A 3625-nucleotide genomic window follows, 5' to 3' on the forward strand; every position below is an offset into this window, starting at 1 on the left:
CTACACGCGGACAATCGATTGGGTGACGGTTGTTTCCAAACGTTGTGTGAACGCATCGATGCTGCGGCCCAACCGCACGCGTGCTGGGGGGGACTCAAGCAGCAAATTGAGGAGCCCGGACTGGCGTACAGGTTGCTGGAGTGGGGCAATGCCAACCGCATCCGTTGGCGAGGCATGCCGTTCGGAGATCAAGCGATCTTTGTGACGCGAACGCTGTACGACCGCGTGGGAGGATTTCCGGCGGTCCCGTTGATGGAAGACGTCGCGTTGTCCAAGGCATTACGACGACAATCTTGGCCGATGCTGGTTGATGGCATGGTTCACATCGACGCGCGGCGATGGAAAAAACGCGGCGTTTTCAGACAGACCGCTCGAAACTGGGGCCTTCAACTCGCTCATTCATTGGGAGTGTCCGAAAGTCGTCTGGAAAAATGGTATCGATGATTCATGGCGTTTTTGACGTTTCCAGCTCGAATTCTGGTTCGAATGGGATCCGAGACCTTGCGGAAGGCTGCACTGAATTTAGAATCGATTGTCCGTCTGAGGGCGCGCGATTGATGCAGTGAGTGTTTGATCGGGACAAACACGCAATCACGTTCTGCCGCTCGGATGACCCCTCGAGGTTATCGTTTTGCTTACTGAAGCCACCGTTGAAGAGATGTTCCGCAAGTTGATTAGCGACCCCAAGCGTGGGGAAAACGTTTTTGATGAAGCAGAAGATCTCCTGGACGAAGAACTCCGGCCGGAAAGCCCGCTGCGGCACCGATTGAGCCAGGAGTTAGAGGAATTGCGAGAGTTGGCCGAGAAAGCTTGATCACCTCTCCCAAAAATTGCGACCACCGTTGTCGCACCAACCAAAGAAAGCCGCGACGGAATGATTCCGCCGCGGCTTTTCTGGTTTTGGCTTTCGGTGGTTGAGCCAGATTCGTCGGACGACGTTCGACTAGCGGTTCAGTGTGATTCCGAAGGTACCACCGACCATCAAGTAGTCTTGATCGTTGTCGCCGCCTCGCAGGACGGAGTTGTCCAGATCCCCGCCCCGCCACAGACCGCGAGCGACGTCGATCAGTTGGAAACCGGCTCGCACCGTGACCGCACGGGACAACTGGTAGCCGAGTTCGCCGCGAACATCAAACCCGAGGAAGAACTCTTCGTTGCGGGTGTAGACTCGGTCAGTTTCCGAATACAGGATGCGGCTGACTTCATCGCCTTCTTCAATCGTGTCGGTGCCGTCGTAGATGACTGCTTCGACGTGTCGATTGTTGAAGCTGCTTTGGAAGTTCGCCCCCGAGAACACTTTGAAGTCGGTCGCGAAGGTGAATCGATCAATGAACTTGAAGTAACGGAACCCGATCTGTCCGGTGATCGCTTCGTTGTCGGTGAATGCCTGGTCGGTCGTCATCTGCTCCGCCGCCGCACCATAGGTGTCGACTAACGTCACTCCCGCGGCTGCCGCCAAAGCGATTTGGCTTGCATCGTTGGAACTGATGAAGTTCTGACGGACGTTGGTGTCTTCGATTCGGAACCAACGGAATCCGACCATCGGCTCCAGGATCCCACCGTAGTGGTAGGGCTCCAACCGCCACGTCTTGCTCAGTTCATAGCTATCGAAGTCGATCACGTTCTCGCTTCGCTTTTCATCGACGAATCGATAATTGAATCCGCGATTGTTGCTGATGCCGGGAATGGCTTCGAATCCGAACGGAGGGGCGGGATTGGTCGCTTCGCCGTCGAGTTCGTCTTCGTTGAAGCGGTTGCCGCGTTCCTTGCGGACGCTGAAAAACTCGCCGACGTCATTGTCGACCCAGCTGAACAACCAGCCCTTGTCCTCGTCGGGCAACATGAACCCGATCTCGTAACGGTGGCCCCAGCCACTGTCCAAACCGGACTCAAGTCCTTGAGAATTGTCTTCCAGTTCAGGCCGCGAACCATAAAGGTTCAAGCGGTCGTAGGTGGCGAACCAACCCGTATTGGCTCGCTTCTTTGGCTTCATATCCGCCAAGTCCATGTCGTAGATCGGCTCGAACCAACGGAAGTCGGGATCGAACTGAAGCGGATCCGCCACGGGGACGTGCTCCTGAGCCTGGGCCGAAGCCATACCACAGAGCAGTACAAGGGATCCAAAAATTCTAGCCGTCAGCTTCCGTACCGACATCGCTGTTCCACCGTCTATTAGAAGTCGTCCGTAGTGGCCGCCGGAATCTGCCTGCAGATTCCATCAGCGACCCGCGTTGGGGTGCATTGACCGATTTTCTTTTGTCTCTTGACACAAAGATTCGGTCGTGACGGTCTTATCGGACAGGTGGAACGCCAGGGCTTAGTCTGATTATCGCGAGAAGTCGCAAAAGTCCGAGAATCTTGAATACCGGTACAGTTTCCCAGCGTCACTTTTTCCCCATCGCTCGTTTGCTAGCGAAAAAATCGGTCAAGATTTGTCCGCACGGCTCCGCCTTGACCCCCGCGACGACCTCCGCCTGATGATTCAGCCGATCGTCGCTGAGCAACCGGAACAGGCTGGTCACCGCGCCGGCCTTGCCGTCGCTGGCACCGAACACCACACGCGGAATCCGGGCCTGCAGAATCGCGCCGGCACACATCGGACAGGGCTCCAACGTCACGTACAGCGTCGTGTTCTCCAGCCGCCAATCGCCGATCGCCGCGGCCGCTTGCGTGATGGCAATCATCTCCGCGTGCGCCGTGGGGTCCTTCAGCATCTGCCGCTGGTTGGACGCCGCTGCGATGATCTGGTGATCACGAATGACGATCGCCCCGACAGGCACCTCGTCCATCTCCACCGCTTGATAGGCCAGCTCGAGGGCGCGGCCCATGAAGTGCTCGTCGATCTGCTGCTGTTGCATCTCCGGCCGACCTACTTTGCCGCCGTGATTTCAGACGCGTGCAACCGCCGCAATTGGATGTTGCGGATTTGCGAATCACACTCAAAGTTGGCAATCCCCATCGGCGTGCAGGGATCCATTTCAAACCGGATGTCAAACTCGTGGTCCTTTCGCGGGTGGCTGAACAGTTCCGTGCCGTCGACCCAGGCCGTGATCTTCGTGGTCTCCACTCGCACCCGGGCGCTGTACCACTTTTTGTCTTCATAGCTCATGAACATCGTGGTTTCGTTGTCGCTGGCGTCGCGCCCGTCGATGCTGCTGATTCCGGTGATCCCGCCGCCCCATCCGCCCATCACCAGACTGACGTACTGGTCGGCGACGGGAAACGTGAAGGCGCAGAGAAAGTCATAGCCCGAATCGCGTCGACATTCCCAACGGAGTTCATAGTTGTCTCGCGGCAGCGGCTTTGCGTTCTTCGATTTCGAATCGTCCGCCCCGGTTTTGGGCGAGTCACCGTCAAACGGGCCCGTCCAAACCACACCGGTCAGCGGGTCGCCGTGCTCCATCTTGATCACGTCGTCCTTGATGATCACGTCGCCTTCCCCACCAAACTGACAGGCCTTCCAGTGGCCCGCGAGCGAAATCCAAGGAGTCTTTTCGGATTTGTCGGCGGAGTTTTTGGCCGCGGTCCCGTTTTGTGCGGCAGAGTTTTCGGAACTCTCGCCCGCAGTAGCCGCAGCCTGACTCGCCGATTCGGCCTGCTCTGTTACAGGTTGCTCTGTTGAAGC

General features: G+C 57.3%; 3 protein-coding genes and 2 pseudogenes. 2 read left to right on the forward strand and 3 right to left on the reverse strand.

Annotated features, from left to right (window positions below):
• Positions 1-444, forward strand: a pseudogene (locus ABX749_RS25965) (glycosyl transferase family 2); the annotation flags it as partial.
• Positions 445-631: 187 nt separating this feature from the next.
• Positions 632-814, forward strand: coding sequence for a hypothetical protein (locus ABX749_RS25970; RefSeq protein ID WP_095740813.1), 183 nt, complete (start codon positions 632-634; stop codon positions 812-814).
• 129 nt (positions 815-943) lie between these two features.
• On the opposite strand, the gene ABX749_RS25975 is transcribed toward ABX749_RS25970, so the two are convergent.
• From ABX749_RS25975 to ABX749_RS25985, 3 genes and pseudogenes are all read right to left on the reverse strand, one after another.
• A complete protein-coding gene (locus tag ABX749_RS25975) occupies positions 944-2065 on the reverse strand; it encodes a hypothetical protein (RefSeq protein ID WP_372898563.1) in 1122 nt (373 codons plus the stop codon).
• A gap of 319 nt (positions 2066-2384) precedes the next feature.
• Positions 2385-2858, reverse strand: a complete 474-nt coding sequence (gene tadA / locus ABX749_RS25980; protein ID WP_145207580.1) for a tRNA adenosine(34) deaminase TadA — start codon at positions 2856-2858, stop codon at positions 2385-2387.
• A gap of 11 nt (positions 2859-2869) precedes the next feature.
• Positions 2870-3625, reverse strand: a pseudogene (locus tag ABX749_RS25985) (hypothetical protein); the annotation flags it as partial.

The organism is Stieleria sp., assembly GCF_041595215.1.
GTDB lineage: Bacteria > Planctomycetota > Planctomycetia > Pirellulales > Pirellulaceae > Stieleria > Stieleria magnilauensis.